Raw genomic sequence first — 13,413 nt, 5'->3', positions numbered from 1 at the left:
TTGACCAATCACGCGCACGGTGGCGTTAGCGGCATGTGCATCACCGCAGCGATATGCGTCGCGAGATCGGCTTGTCGGAAGGGCTTCTCCAGCCGCGGTAGTTCGGGCGACAGGCCACCGGCATCGGAATAGCCAGACACGACCAGCACGCGCAGATCGGGGCGGCGCGACATTGCGGCGTGCGCCAGTTCGGCGCCGGTCATCTGCGGCATGATGTGATCGGTGACGAGAATGTCGATGCCGGAATGCGCGTCCAACAGCATCAGCGCCTCCTCGCCAGACCGCGCCTCGATCACCGCGAATCCCAGTTCGCCGAGCATGTCGGCGGTCGCCGCGCGCACCAGATCCTCGTCATCGACCAGTAGCGCGGTGCCCGACCGTTGCAGCGGCGTTTCCTCGACCGGCGTGGCGACCGCAAGCACCGCAACGTCGGATACCGGCAACCACAGCTCGATCAGCGTGCCCGCGCCGACCGTGCTGGTGACCGCGAGCGCACCGCCGAGCTGGAGCGCGAGGCCGTGCGCCATCGACAGGCCGAGCCCGGTGCCGCGCCCCACGCCCTTGGTCGAGAAGAACGGCTCGATCGCGCGCGCGCAAGTCTCCTTGTCCATGCCGGTGCCGGTGTCCGCGACCGACAGCAGGATGTACCGCCCTTCGTTCAGGCCGGCACGGTGCTCGGCCCCGGCATTGTCGAGCTTCGCGGCGATTGTCAGCGCGCCGCCATCGGGCATCGCGTCGCGCGCGTTCACCGCGAGGTTGAGAATCGCCATTTCGACCTGGTTGGCGTCCGCGTGCGCAAGCGGCAAATCGTCGGCGATATCGAGGTGCAGCGCGATTTGCGGCCCGATCGTGGTGCCGATCAGCGTGCTCATCTCGATCAGCAGCGTGACGATGTCGATCGCACCGGGATTGAGCGGCTGGCGGCGCGCGAAGGCGAGCAGCCGCTGCACCAGGGTCTTGGCGCGATCAGCCGATTCGAGCGCGCCCGAGATCAGGCGTTGCTCGCGCTCGCCGCCCACCGCACGGCGTTGCAGCAGGTCGAGGCTGCCGATGATCGGGGTCAGCAGATTGTTGAAATCATGCGCGACGCCGCCGGTGAGCTGACCCATCGCCTCCAGCTTCTGCGACTGGCGCAGCGCCTCCTGCGTGTGGACCAGTTCGCGCGTACGCTCGACGACGAGATGTTCGAACGTGGCGGCGGCGTCGCGCAGCGCCTCCTCCATCCGCTTGCGCGGGGTGATATCGACCGACACGCCGGCGAGCATCAGGGGCGTCCCATCCGCCGCATAGGTCGGCTGCGCGCGAATCGCGATCCAGCACGTCTCACCCGCGGTCGTCACCACCCGATGTTCGAGATCGCAGTCATTGGCGTTGGCGATGCTTTCCGAAATCGTCGCGAACACGCGTTCGCGGTCGTCCGGGTGGACCGCCGTGCGTAACGCGGCGAAGGAGAAATCCTCGTCGGGATCGCGCCCGAAGGTGATCCGGGACATCGCCGAAGTCTTGAGCGTGCGGCTCGGCAGATCGATCGACCACACCCCCATCCGCCCGGCGGCGAGCGCGATCTCGCGCTGGCGTTCGCTGTCGCGGATCGAGTCGAGCAGTCGCGCATTCTCGATCGCGATCGCGGCGGATCGGGCGAGCGCCTCGAGCCGCGCGACGACCGCCGGGTCGGGCTCGCGCGCCCGTGACCAATAGGCGCCGATCGCCGCGATCGGTTCCGGCCGGCCGATCGCCGCCATCACGAGGCTGCGCACGAACGTCGGGCCGTAGACGCCCTGCGGAATGCGGTCGTCGGTGTGGATGTCGGGGATGACGACGGTCTGGCGGTGGAGCATCGCCCAGCCCGCCACGCAGGTTTCGATCGGGAAGCGCTTCCCCATCCACAGTGGCCCGACCGCATCCTCGGCCATGTAGTAGCAGGTGTCTTCTTCGCGGATGACGACCGCGATACCCTCCGCGCCGACGATCGCGCGCGCCGTTTCGCGCAGCACCGCCACGACCTCATCGAGCGAGCGAGTCGTCGCGAGCCGTTCGCTCGCCGCCGCCAGTCGCAACCAGCCAGCCGCCGGCTCGAAAGGCTCGATACTGTTGTCGATCATGACGACCTGTCCTTAGCGCGAGCGCTATATCACGTAGGCGGCACGGAAATACGGGTTTTGCGCTCGCTTCATAGCTTTATAGGACAGGCGCCGTCCGATGCGGCGTTCGCGCGTCGGGGCGCGGCGGATGGAGGCGGGAGCAGGGCGGTTTGATCTCGCCCGCATTTCTGCCAAAGCGTGACCATGACGACGATCCGCCCCGTAAGCCAAGCCGATGCCGACGCAGTCACCGCGATCTACGCGCACCATGTCCTGCACGGCACCGGCACCTTCGATATCGATCCGCCCGGCGTAGCGCACTGGCGCGACAGGATCGCCGATATCCTCGTGCGCGGCTGGCCCTTCCTCGTCGCCGAGCGCGAGGGCAAGGTGCTCGGCTACGCCTACGCCGCGCAGTTCCGGGATCGCGCGGCATATCGCGCATCGTGTGAGGACAGTATCTATATCGCCGAAGACGCGCGCGGGACCGGCGTCGGCACGCTCCTGCTCGGCGCGCTGATCGCCGCCGCGCCGGCGGCGGGCTTCCGCGAGATGGTCGCGGTCATCGGCGGCCCCGAACCCGCCTCGGTCGCGCTGCACGGAAAACTCGGCTTCCGCGAAGTCGGCCGGCTTCACGATATCGGCGAGAAATTCGGCCGCTCGCTCGACGTCCTGTTCCTCCAGCGTACCGTCTGATCCTCCCCGCGGAGCGGGGAGGACTCACATCAGATCCGGTGTTCGCCCTTCACCCAGCGCACCGTGCCCGAGGACGCGCGCATCACCACGCTCTCGGTGGTCATCACGCCCTTCTTGCGCTTCACGCCCGCGAGCAGCGAGCCGTCGGTCACGCCGGTCGCGGCGAAGATGCAGTCGCCCTTGGCGAGTTCGGTGAGGTCGTACTGCTTGTCGAGATCGGTCACGCCCCACTTCGCAGCGCGCGCGCGCTCGTCATCGTTGCGGAACAGCAGCCGGCCCTTGAACTGACCGCCGACGCAGCGGAGCGCCGCCGCCGCCAGCACACCCTCGGGCGCGCCGCCCGATCCCATGTAGATGTCGATCGTCGTATCGGGGTTGGTCGTCGCGATCACGCCCGCCACGTCGCCGTCGCCGATCAGCATCACGCCGCAGCCGAGCGACCGCAATTCTGCGATCAGCGCCTCGTGGCGCGGGCGGTTGAGCACGCAGCACATGATCTTCGAGGGCTCGACGCCCTTGGCGGCGGCGACCGCCTTGACGTTCTCGCTCGGCGACTTGTCGAGATCGATGATGTTGTCGGGATAGCCGGGGCCGACCGCGATCTTGTCCATGTACACGTCGGGCGCGTTGAGCAGTCCGCCTTCCTCGGCGATCGCCAGCACGGCGAGGCTGTTCGGCCCGGCGGTGGCGCAGATCGTGGTGCCTTCCAGTGGATCGAGCGCGATGTCGATCTTCGGCCCCTTGCCGATCGCCGAACCGACCTTCTCGCCGATGTAGAGCATCGGTGCCTCGTCGCGCTCGCCCTCGCCGATCACGACGGTGCCGTCCATATAGAGGCTGTTGAGCGCGGTGCGCATCGCGTCGACCGCCGCCGCGTCCGCCGCCTTCTCGTCACCGTGACCGATCAGGGTCGAGCAGGCGATCGCCGCCGCTTCGGTCACGCGGACCATTTCGAGGACGAGGACGCGGTCCAGAACATTGCTGACGGTCGACATATGGCGGTTTCCCCTGATGACGTGTGCTCTGCGGATAGGCAGCGGATGTGACGTTGTCGAGGCGTCGCGGGAGTCTTCTTGCGCCACGCCGGCGGAAAGCTTTTACTCAGAGTTTTATTCTTCGTGTCAGGCCGGAAACACTTCGCGCCGCCAAGCTGCGACGGTAGCGTTACCAATCATCGCGTATGCGGCGGTGCGATCTCGAACAGCACCGGCCATTCCTTGCCCGTCACGAACAGCCGCCGCGCCTTCGCGTCCCAGGCGATGCCGTTGGCGACCGCGTCGCCGCCGCCCGCATTGGCCTGCTTGGTCAGCGCGCTCACGTCGATCCAGCCGAGCACATGCCCCGAGGTGGGGTCGATCCGCGCGATCAGATCGGTCATCCAGATGTTGGCGAGAATCTCGCCATCGACAAATTCCAGCTCGTTGATGTTCTCGACCGGATTGCCGTCCGCCGTCACCGTGACGCGCTTGACGATGCGCAACGTCTTGGGATCGAGTAAGCGCAGCACCGGCGTTCCGTCCGACATGATGATGTGGTGCGCGTCCTTGGTCAGCGCCCAGCCCTCGCCGGGATAGCGGAAAGTCCCGACGCGCTTGAAGCCGCCGAGCGTCCAGCGATAGCCGTGGCCGCCCTTCCACGTCAGGCTGACGATCTGGTCGCCCCAGTCGACGATTCCCTCGCCGAACTCGGACGGCGGGATCGAGACCTTGCGCCGCACGGTGCCGGTCTTGAGATCGACCTGCCGGATCGTCGAGCGGCCTTCCATCCCGGTGCTTTCGAATAGGCTGCCGTCGCGGTAGAACAGGCCCTCGGTATAGGCGCCGGTGTCATGCGGGAAGGTGGCGATCACCTTGGCCGGTTCGAGTGGCAACGGATCGGCCGCCGCCGGAGCGACGACGACCAGCAGCAACGCGAAAAAGCCAAGGCTGCGCATCAGTCGCGCAGCAGTTCGTTGATGCTGGTCTTGGAACGCGTCTGCGCGTCAACGCGCTTGACGATGACGGCGCAGTACAAGGCGGGCTTGCCCTCTCCGCCACCGATCGTGCCGGGCACCACCACCGCATAGGGCGGAACCGATCCGATATGCACTTCGCCGGTGGCGCGATCGATGATCTTGGTCGATGCACCGAGGTACACGCCCATCGACAGCACCGCACCCTCGCCGACGCGGACGCCCTCCGCCACTTCGGATCGCGCGCCGATGAACGCGCCGTCGCCGATGATGACCGGGTCGGCCTGGAGCGGCTCCAGCACGCCGCCGATCCCGGCGCCGCCCGACAGATGGACGTTCTTGCCGATCTGCGCGCAGGACCCCACCGTCGCCCAGGTATCGACCATCGTGCCTTCACCGACATACGCGCCGATGTTGACGAAGCTCGGCATCAGGATCGCGCCCTTGGCGATGAAGCTTCCCCGGCGCGCGACCGCGCCAGGCACCACACGGAAACCGGCCGCCCGGAATTCGGCCTCGCCCCAGCCGGCGAACTTGGAGGGCACCTTGTCGAACGCCGGTGCGCCGCCCGCGCCGCCGTCGATCAGGCTGTTGTCGTTGAGCCGGAACGACAGCAGCACCGCCTTCTTGAGCCACTGGTTGACGACCCAGCCATCCCCGGACGGTTCGGCGACGCGCGCCTTGCCCGCATCGAGCAACGCCAGCGCGTTTTCGACCGCATCGCGCACCGGCGCGCCGGTATCGAACCCGATCGTATCACGCGCGTCCCACGCCGCCTCGATGGTCGTTTGCAGGTCGTCGCTCATTGATCCTCCAGAATGTCGTGCAGCCAGTGCGTGATGTCGTGGGTGGTGTAATCGATGAAGGCGCGGTCGGCGTCATGCCCCTGTTCGGAGCCGTTATCGACCCACACCGTGGTCATGCCGATCGCCTTGGCCGGCGCGAGGTTGCGCGCCATGTCGTCGGCGAACAGCGATTGCGCCGGATCGAGATCGAACGCCGCGCACAGCCCTGCGTAAGCGGACGCCTGTGGTTTGGGGATCAGGTCCATCGCATGAATGTCGTGGATCGCCTCGAAGCTCTCCGACAGGCCGAGCCGCTCCAGCACGCGCCCGGCATAGGGCCCGTCGCCGTTGGTGAAGACGATCTTGCGCCCCGGCAACCGCGCGATCGCGGCGGCGAGGGGGGCATTCTCCTCCAGTACGTCCATTTCGACATCGTGGACGAAGTCGAGGAACTCGTGCGGATCGACGTCTTGCTCGGTCATCAACCCGGCGAGCGTGGTGCCGTGCCCGAGGAAATAGCTCTTCTGCAACCGGTACGCCTCCGCCGTGTCGACCGCGAAACGGTTGGCGATATAGGCGGTCATCTTCGCGTCGACCTGGCGGAACAGGTCCGCACTCGCCGGATACAGCGTGTTGTCGAGATCGAAGATCCAGTTGCGGACATGAGCGAGGCGCTGCAGCATCGCCGACGCTCTAGGGGGCGGGGGGGCAGGGAGCAAGGTGGCCTGATCGGTCAACGGATGCATCATGGCATCCGCCCTCACTGATAATGCGTGGTGTTCCCGAACCCGCTGTTGAGCTTGGTCATCTTGACGAGCTTGCGGATGTAGCTGCGGACATGCCGGTCGAACCGCGTGTCGTTATACACGCCGCGCCAGATATAGTCATCGCGCGCCAGCAACGCGCGCAACTCTTCGGTGAACGCGCTCTGCGCATCGACCGAAGCTTTGCCCTTCAGCGCGGCGCAGACCATCTCCTCCGCCGCTGCCTTGTCGCAATCGTCCTGAAATTCGTATCCGCCGCGCTCTGCGCGCACCTGATCGCTTCGCGCCGCGACGATCCGCCGCTCCAGCCAGGTCCGCACGGTCGCGCCGTTCCACGCGGTTGGTGTCTCGGCCGCCACGCTCAACGGCTGCGCCGATATCCGCCGAACTGGCTGCTCTCGAACGACACCACCGCCCCGGCGTTGTCGCCGAGCGGGATCGCCGCCACGCCATAGGCGCCGCGCGTGCCGTTCGACCCGATCATCGCGCCGACTTCGCCGTGGATGCCGGGTCCACCACTGCCCGACTCGCCGAGTTCGCCCCGCGCCGCCGCCGCGCTCTCGATGGTGTTGCTGTCGAGGATCGCATCGCGCTCCCGGTCGCTCAGCCGGATCGTGTCACTGGAGGGCGGCGCGGGCTGGTCGGTCGCGGAGGGGGCTGGCGCCTGGGCGAACGCAGGCCAGCAGCAAACGCTCGCGACAAGGGCAAACGCAATCGGAAGCGCACCGGAGCGCGATGGCATCGAACGAGTCATGCCGCCCTTCTACCCCGGATCGCCGCGATCGCCAAAGCCCCCGGCCGGCTTCGATTGTGGATCACCCCGCGATATGCAAACAGCGCGCGGAAGGAGAGTGACATGATCGGCCTGATGATGCTTCTGGCGGCGGAGAGCGCCACGTTTATGGACGGGCAGGATCTGTACGCCTTGTGCAAGGGCGACGAGGCCGAGCGCCTGCAATGCCTTCGCTATGTCGAGGGCGCGGCCGATGGCATCGCCGTCACGCAATGGGCGAACCGGCGCAACGTGCGGCAGGTCTGTATCCCGACCGACGCGACGATCAAGAAACTCGCCAAGGTCACGGTCAAATATATGGACAAGAACCCGGCGGACCGCGACCGGCAGGGCAGCATCATCGTATTGCGCGCCTTCAAGAAGGCCTATCCCTGCCGGAAGTGAGTCCGGTCAGCCTTCCCGCACCGGCCCGATCGCCACCGTCGCCGCCAGCAACACCGCCGTCGCCGCCACCGCGATCCACAGCGCGCCCAGGCCCAGCGCGGGGAACACCGCCGCACCGGCGACCGCCCCCGCCACCAGCCCGAGCCACAGCAACAGATACGGCGCCCAGGTGAAGCGCGGGCCACCGGCCAGCGCGGCGGCGAGATGCTGGCCAAATTTGACGAGCGTTCCGGTCATATAGGTTACGCCCACGCTGACCTCCCCGTCGCGCTGGAACACCGCGTTGAGCGCCCCCATCGCGTTCGCCATCAGCAGCGGCGCGGCGATCATGCCCCCGCCGAGCGACGCCACCGTAGCCGCAACGGCCAGTTCCGCGAGCACGAACCCCAGCACCGCCTGCTTGCGCCACCGCCCCGCCACCCGCCCGACGGTGGCGCCCAGCATCACACCGATCACGAACGCGGCGATCACGACACCCACGAACAGACTGCGAAGCCCATTGCCCGCGACGCCGACCGCGAGCCGGGTCGAATTGCCACTCATGAAAGACACGAACATCCCGCCCAGCTTCAGAAAGCCAAGCGCATCGACGAAGCCCGCCAGCGCGGCGAGTCCGATCGCCAGCAGGCGGTGAGGCTGTTCGTAACGGCGCATGCCCTCGCCATAGCGCGGATGCCGAGCTCCCTTCCAGTCCGCACGCCGACCTGCCGACGCAGGGCGCCCCGGTGTGCGTGCCACCGCTCGCCAAATTCGATCGTTCCCGGTCGTTGTTGATCGGCTTTCAGGCGGAACCGTCGCACCTCGGAACGCGGAAAACTGGTGGAAAGCGGCTATTAGCTTTTTTGAGTTATGGCGCTTCGATGCTTTACCACGAAGAAATGTCGGGTCACGATGCGCATTTGGAAGAAGTCTCAATCGACGTCATCGGCTGCACAGTGACATTGAAAATGTCAGCCTATCCTGATGCTCAAGCTCCTGAGCGCATACCCATCGCAGTGATGTTCGGGAAAGTGGAATCAGTGCAAACGGTCGCTAACTTGAAAGAATTAGGGCGGCATCACTTCGCGGGTCACTTGGCGTACTGGGAGGTGGCGAAGACAGCAGGAACATCATATTTTTACTTGGCGGCAGGGTGTTTGTCCGTGACAGCCAAAGCCGCCCCCACCCTAACAATGCTATAGCATCAGTTAGGCGGCAAAGTCGCCGAAGGTCCGCTTGTGGGGCGAACTTTCCATTTCCGCAAACGTTGCGCTACGCGGATAGCGCGGGTCATGCGCAGCTTTCGCTGGCATGACGATCACCGGGCGGGGCGCGGCCCCGCCCGGTCTCCCTTACGCTCCGAACACGCGCGAGAAGATCGTATCGACATGTTTGAGGTGATAGCCGAGGTCGAACTTGTCCTCGATCTCCGCGACCGATAGCGCCGCCGTCACATCCGCATCGGCCTTGAGCAGTTCGAGCAGCGACAGTTCGCCGTCCGATTCCCACACCTTCATCGCGTTACGCTGGACGAGGCGATAGGAATCCTCGCGGCTTACCCCGGCCTGAGTCAGCGCGAGCAGCACGCGCTGCGAGTGGACCAGACCCCCCATCTTATCGAGGTTCTTCTGCATCCGCGCCGGATAGACGAGCAGCTTGTCGATCACGCCGGTCAACCGCGCGAGCGCGAAATCGAGCGTGATCGTCGCGTCGGGCGCGATGTAGCGCTCGACCGAGGAGTGGCTGATGTCGCGCTCATGCCATAGGGCGACGTTTTCCAGCGCCGGCACCACCGCGCTGCGCACCATGCGCGCGAGGCCGGTGAGGTTCTCGGTCAGCACCGGGTTGCGCTTGTGCGGCATCGCCGACGAACCCTTCTGCCCCGGCGAGAAATATTCCTCGGCTTCCAGAACTTCGGTGCGCTGGAGGTGGCGCACCTCGATCGCGAGCCGCTCGATCGAGGAGGCGATGACGCCGAGCGTCGCGAAATACATCGCATGGCGGTCGCGCGGGATCACCTGGGTCGAGGCCGGCTCGACCGTCAAGCCGAGCTTGGCGGCGACATGTGCCTCCACGGCGGGATCGATATTGGCGAAGGTGCCAACCGCGCCCGAGACCGCGCAGGTCGCGATGTCGGCACGCGCCGCCACCAGCCGCGCCTTGCAGCGGGCGAACTCGGCATAGGCCCCGGCCAGCTTCAGCCCGAACGTGACCGGCTCGGCATGGATACCGTGGCTGCGGCCGATCGTCGGCGTCATCTTGTGCTCATAGGCGCGGGTCTTGATCGCGGCGAGCAGCGCATCGAGATCGGCGAGCAGGATGTCGCTGGCGCGGACGAGTTGCACCGACAGGCAGGTGTCGAGCACGTCCGACGAGGTCATGCCCTGATGCATGAAGCGCGCTTCGTCGCCGACCTGCTCGGCCACCCAGGTGAGGAAGGCGATCACGTCATGCTTGGTGACCGCCTCGATCGCGTCGATCGCGGCGACGTCGATCGCGGGGTTGGTTGCCCACCAGTCCCACAGCGCCTTGGCCGCCGATTTGGGCACGATGCCGAGGTCGGCGAGTGCTTCGGTGGCGTGCGCCTCGATCTCGAACCAGATGCGAAACCGCGCCTCGGGCGTCCAGATCGCGGTCATGTCGGGGCGGGAGTAACGGGGGACCATCGGGATTCCTTTGCGCGGAGTAGCTCACATCACCGCAGAATCGACACGGACTCGCGATGACCTGCGCGTTAGCAGGGATGAGCCGAGCCTTCAAATATCGTTACGGTGAACCATTGTGTTGGATGAAGGGTTGTTACTCCGAATGTTCTCGCAGTGTAGATGCGGCGATGAGCAGATTAGTGTCAGTAAGTACAATGGAGATGTATATGAAAAAGGCAATTCTTCTGTGCGCGGCGATGAGCTTTGCTGTCCCCGCATTCGCGCAAGCCCCGCAAGCGGCTCCGCAAGCCTCGCCGATGACGCAGGCCGCGCCGGCACCATCTAGCGCGCCGCCCGCAAGCGACCCATCCGCAGCCGCGCCGGCCCAGGCCGCACCCGCAGCGCCGACCGATACCGCGCAGGCTCCGGCGCAGACCGCCAGCGATACCGCGCAACAGCCCGCCGCCGGCGGCACGCAGGTCGCTCAGGTCGTCGACACCGAGTTCGCCACCTACGACAAGGACAAGAACGGCGTATTGAGCAAGGCCGAGTTCGGCGACTGGATGATCGCACTCAAGAGCGCGAGCGACCCCAGCACCAAGCCCGACGCCGCCGCCACCAAGACCTGGGTCGGCCAGGCGTTCGCCAGCGCCGACACGGACAAGAGCAGAACCGTGTCCAAGACCGAACTGACCGGCTTCCTGTCGAAGGGGCAGTCATAAGACGCCCAAAGGCCGCCGGATCGCAAGGTCCGGCGGCCTTTCGTCGCCCCGGCGGAGGCCGGGGCCGCTGTGTGCGGGGCACGCGGTCGCCAGTTACACTGCGGCCCGGGGCGACGTCAGGGGATGACGTGAAAGCGCTTCGCTTCCTCGACGATCCCCGGATAGATCGCGACCGCCGCCGCCTTGTCGGCCTCACCAGCGTCCTTCTGGCCGAGCGCGATCTTCGCCAGGCCTCGTCCGTACAGTGACCACGCCAGCCTCGGATCCATCTCCAGCGCCGCATCGTAATCGGCGATCGCGGCGGCGGGGTTGCCCTTGCGCAACTGCACCAGTCCGCGACTGTCGAGGAACATCGGCAGCTTGCCCGCGCGCTTCAGGGCGCGGTTGCAATCGTCGAGCGCGGCGTCGAGGTCCACCCCGGCCTGCGCGCGCAGCCAGCAGCGCGCGTTGAGCAGACGGGGCAGCGCACTGTCTTCCTGATGGCTGGCGATCACCGGACCGAGCAGCGCGATCCCGCGTGCCGGCTGGTCGAACCGGGCGAGCAGGTTCGCAATCGGCACCATGTCGAGCGAGGTGGCGGGTGTCGCGCGCGCCGCCGCCTCTGCATCGGCGAGCGCGCCGGCGCGGTCGCCTTCGCGCAGTCGCAGGATCGCGCGGATGCGCAGCAACGCGCCGTCGGTCGGGGTAAGCTGAAGGACATGCTCGATATCGGTACGCGCGAGGCCGCGCTGCCCGGACGTCTGGTAGGCGAGCGCGCGGTCGCGATAATAATCGGCAGTATCGGGCGCGAGCGTGATCGCCTGGGTCAGATCGGCGATCGCATCCGCGACCGCGTGTTGGGCCATGCGCGCGCTGGCGCGCCGGGCGAATTCGTCCGCGGTCTTGGGCGCGGTGGTATTCGTCACCGGCGCGACGGGGTGGATGTCGGCAGGCAATGGCGCGCCCACCGATGCAGCCGAGACCGGCGCCGCGCCCGCAGAGCGGAACGCCTTGCCGCCGCTGTAGGTGAAATAGATTCGGTGCTGGCTGCGCGCGACATAGATGTGGTGCGCGAGCATGTAATCGGCGCCGATCAGCATGTCGGGGCTTCCGTTGCCGGCCGTGATCGGCCCGTCGATCACGTCGAGCCGCGTCTTCAATATCGTCTCGTCGCCGATCGCGACGCTCTCGACCGGGACTGTCCAGCCGGGCATGGAGCGGCGGCCGAAGCCGCCGATGCCGCGAATGGGGGTCACGGTCGGCCCGTTCAGCGCGATCCCCGCCTTTTCGGCGGCGCGACGGCTGAGCAAGGTGTTCGGCGCGCCGCTGTCATATTCGCCGTCGATCGCGACGCCGTTGATTCGAACGGTCACGCGGAATTTCCGGTCGCGCGGATTCTCTTCCTGCTCCAGCGCGGCGGTGAAGAACGGCTTGCCCGCCGCCCAATAAGCGATCGCCATGTTCCTGCAGTCGTGCGGCTGGATCAGCTTCACCGAGCCGCCGGCAAGATCGAACTCGGTATCGGCGAGCGCGAGCAGGTTGCGCCCGATCAGCCCGTTGCCGGCGTCGGTGCCACCGACCAGAAACTGGACGTCGGTGAGCGCCCTGTCGGCGATCCCGAACTTCCTGACCGTAACCAGATCGGGCGAGGAATCACCGCCGATGCCGATCAGCCTCAGCCCGAAGGGCGCGGCGTCGATCTTCAGCCCAAGTTCGATCGCCTTCGCCTTGGGCATGACGCTGAAGAACGCACCGCTGTCGAGCCACAGTCGCGTCTCTATGTCGTTGATCTTCACCGGCACGCTCACGCGCATGTTTTGCATCGTCACCGGCAGGTCGGCCATCACCCCGAGCTTGCAGTCGGCGGCGGCGGCCGGCGCGGCGGGCAGGGCAAGTGCGGCGAGCAGAAGCGAAACCCGTATCATGCCGGCTCCCGATGTCAGATCAGTCCCATCGCGCGTAAGCTAGAATGCCCGTCGCTACCAATGATGATATGGTCATGTAGCGTGATGCCGAGCCGTTTCCCGGCCTCGCCGACCTTGCGGGTGATTTCGATGTCAGCGCGGCTCGGCGAGGGGTCTCCGCTCGGATGATTGTGGACCAAAATAATCGCCGCCGAGCCGAGATCGATCGCGCGGCGGATCACCTCGCGGGTATAGACCGGCGCCTCGTCGACCGAGCCTTCGTTCATCACCTCGTCGCGAATCAGCATGTTGCGCGCGTTGAGGTGGAGCACGCGCACCCGCTCGATCGTGTGATGCGCCATGTCGGCGCGCAGATAATCGAGCAGCGCCTGCCAGTTGGCCAGCACCGGCCGCGCCGCCACCTCGGCCTTGACCAGCCGGATCGCGGCGGCGTGTGCGATCTTGATCGCCGCGACCGACGTCTCCCCCATGCCGGAGACCCGCGCCAGCGCCTCGGGTTCGGCGGTGAGCAGCCCGCCGATGCCGCCGAACTCGGCGAGCAGCGCCTTAGCGAGCGGCTTGGTGTCTCGGCGCGGGATCGCGAGTGCGAGCAGATATTCGATCAGTTCATGGTCGAGCAGACCCTCGCCGCCGTGCTCGGTGAGCCGCTTGCGCAGCCGGGCGCGATGGCCCGTGTGATCGGAGTCGGGAACTGTCATCGCTGCTCCTG

15 protein-coding genes are annotated in these 13,413 nt (G+C 66.6%); 4 read left to right on the top strand and 11 right to left on the bottom strand.

The genetic code is table 11. The features are described from left to right. Positions 1-8 precede the first annotated feature (8 nt). On the bottom strand, positions 9-2,102 hold the full coding sequence (locus J0A91_RS21905) for an ATP-binding protein (protein WP_083224859.1): 2,094 nt from the start codon (positions 2,100-2,102) through the stop codon (positions 9-11). A gap of 183 nt (positions 2,103-2,285) precedes the next feature. On the opposite strand from J0A91_RS21905, the gene J0A91_RS21900 reads away from it, so the two are divergent. Next, a complete protein-coding gene (locus J0A91_RS21900; RefSeq protein ID WP_069206673.1) occupies positions 2,286-2,777 on the top strand; it encodes a GNAT family N-acetyltransferase in 492 nt (163 codons plus the stop codon). A gap of 29 nt (positions 2,778-2,806) precedes the next feature. On the opposite strand, the gene glpX is transcribed toward J0A91_RS21900, so the two are convergent. The 6 genes from glpX to J0A91_RS21870 all read right to left on the bottom strand — a co-directional run bounded on the left by glpX (position 2,807) and on the right by J0A91_RS21870 (position 7,031). Then, complete coding sequence (glpX, locus tag J0A91_RS21895) at positions 2,807-3,772, bottom strand: class II fructose-bisphosphatase (RefSeq protein ID WP_069206672.1); 966 nt, start codon at positions 3,770-3,772, stop codon at positions 2,807-2,809. A 176-nt stretch (positions 3,773-3,948) separates the two neighbouring features. Continuing rightward, positions 3,949-4,710, bottom strand: a complete 762-nt coding sequence (locus J0A91_RS21890; protein ID WP_069206671.1) for a glutaminyl-peptide cyclotransferase — start codon at positions 4,708-4,710, stop codon at positions 3,949-3,951. Beyond that, entirely contained in the window at positions 4,710-5,534 is an 825-nt protein-coding gene (gene dapD, locus J0A91_RS21885) for a 2,3,4,5-tetrahydropyridine-2,6-dicarboxylate N-succinyltransferase (RefSeq protein ID WP_069206670.1), read from the bottom strand. Before dapD ends, J0A91_RS21890 begins: the two co-directional genes overlap by 1 nt. Next, entirely contained in the window at positions 5,531-6,196 is a 666-nt protein-coding gene (locus J0A91_RS21880) for a pyrimidine 5'-nucleotidase (RefSeq protein WP_069206669.1), read from the bottom strand. Before J0A91_RS21880 ends, dapD begins: the two co-directional genes overlap by 4 nt. A 77-nt stretch (positions 6,197-6,273) precedes the next feature. After that, positions 6,274-6,636, bottom strand: a complete 363-nt coding sequence (locus J0A91_RS21875) for a hypothetical protein (RefSeq protein WP_083224858.1) — start codon at positions 6,634-6,636, stop codon at positions 6,274-6,276. 2 nt (positions 6,637-6,638) lie between these two features. Then, on the bottom strand, positions 6,639-7,031 hold the full coding sequence (locus tag J0A91_RS21870; protein ID WP_240502124.1) for a hypothetical protein: 393 nt from the start codon (positions 7,029-7,031) through the stop codon (positions 6,639-6,641). A gap of 102 nt (positions 7,032-7,133) precedes the next feature. Here J0A91_RS21870 and J0A91_RS21865 point away from each other — a divergent pair, with 102 nt between their 5' ends. Continuing rightward, positions 7,134-7,454 carry a Rap1a/Tai family immunity protein gene (locus J0A91_RS21865; RefSeq protein ID WP_150127027.1) on the top strand — a complete coding sequence of 107 codons (321 nt, stop codon included), beginning with the start codon at positions 7,134-7,136 and terminating at the stop codon, positions 7,452-7,454. A gap of 6 nt (positions 7,455-7,460) precedes the next feature. Here J0A91_RS21865 and J0A91_RS21860 read toward each other — a convergent pair whose 3' ends face one another. Next, positions 7,461-8,108 (bottom strand): YoaK family protein, encoded by a 648-nt coding sequence (locus tag J0A91_RS21860; protein WP_069206667.1) that lies wholly within the window; start codon positions 8,106-8,108, stop codon positions 7,461-7,463. 77 nt (positions 8,109-8,185) lie between these two features. Here J0A91_RS21860 and J0A91_RS21855 point away from each other — a divergent pair, with 77 nt between their 5' ends. Beyond that, positions 8,186-8,635, top strand: coding sequence for a hypothetical protein (locus J0A91_RS21855; protein ID WP_150127026.1), 450 nt, complete (start codon positions 8,186-8,188; stop codon positions 8,633-8,635). Between the two features lie 150 nt (positions 8,636-8,785). On the opposite strand, the gene purB is transcribed toward J0A91_RS21855, so the two are convergent. Beyond that, positions 8,786-10,099 carry an adenylosuccinate lyase gene (gene purB / locus J0A91_RS21850; protein ID WP_069206666.1) on the bottom strand — a complete coding sequence of 438 codons (1,314 nt, stop codon included), beginning with the start codon at positions 10,097-10,099 and terminating at the stop codon, positions 8,786-8,788. Positions 10,100-10,305: 206 nt separating this feature from the next. On the opposite strand from purB, the gene J0A91_RS21845 reads away from it, so the two are divergent. Then, a complete protein-coding gene (locus J0A91_RS21845; RefSeq protein ID WP_069207566.1) occupies positions 10,306-10,800 on the top strand; it encodes an EF-hand domain-containing protein in 495 nt (164 codons plus the stop codon). A 116-nt stretch (positions 10,801-10,916) separates the two neighbouring features. On the opposite strand, the gene J0A91_RS21840 is transcribed toward J0A91_RS21845, so the two are convergent. Beyond that, a complete protein-coding gene (locus J0A91_RS21840) occupies positions 10,917-12,704 on the bottom strand; it encodes an aspartyl protease family protein (protein ID WP_083224857.1) in 1,788 nt (595 codons plus the stop codon). 14 nt (positions 12,705-12,718) lie between these two features. Then, the gene (gene radC / locus J0A91_RS21835; protein WP_069206665.1) at positions 12,719-13,402 is read right to left on the bottom strand and encodes a RadC family protein; all 684 of its coding nucleotides are present in this window, start codon (positions 13,400-13,402) and stop codon (positions 12,719-12,721) included. Positions 13,403-13,413: the final 11 nt, after the last annotated feature.

Origin of the sequence: Sphingomonas panacis, assembly GCF_001717955.1 — a bacterium.
Classification (GTDB): domain Bacteria; phylum Pseudomonadota; class Alphaproteobacteria; order Sphingomonadales; family Sphingomonadaceae; genus Sphingomonas; species Sphingomonas panacis.
The sequence above is the reverse complement of the archived record's forward strand: the minus strand, read 5'-3'. Positions and strand labels throughout refer to the sequence as shown.